The 240-nt window shown below is 41.2% G+C and carries 1 pseudogene; it reads right to left on the bottom strand.

Features of this window, described 5'->3' with window-relative positions:
- Positions 1-240: pseudogene (locus CD111_RS12495) on the bottom strand (hypothetical protein); the annotation flags it as partial.

Below are 240 nucleotides of genomic sequence, written 5' to 3'. Positions count from 1 at the left end.
TGTACCATTTCCATCAGAATCAGGATTTGTTGGATCTGTACCTGCAACTTCTTCATCTTTATTATTGATACCATCGCCATCGAGATCAGGATCTTGGTCATCTGGAATACCGTCGCCATCAGTGTCATTCACCTTAGGTGTCGTGATATCAGGCTTTCCATCGTTATCTTTATCCGTTACCATTGTGCCGTTTGGATCAGATTCTTCTTTATTTGGAATACCATCATTATCCGCATCTTC

The organism is Mammaliicoccus stepanovicii (genome assembly GCF_002902525.1).
Taxonomy (GTDB): domain Bacteria; phylum Bacillota; class Bacilli; order Staphylococcales; family Staphylococcaceae; genus Mammaliicoccus; species Mammaliicoccus stepanovicii.
The sequence above is the reverse complement of the archived record's forward strand: the minus strand, read 5'-3'. Positions and strand labels throughout refer to the sequence as shown.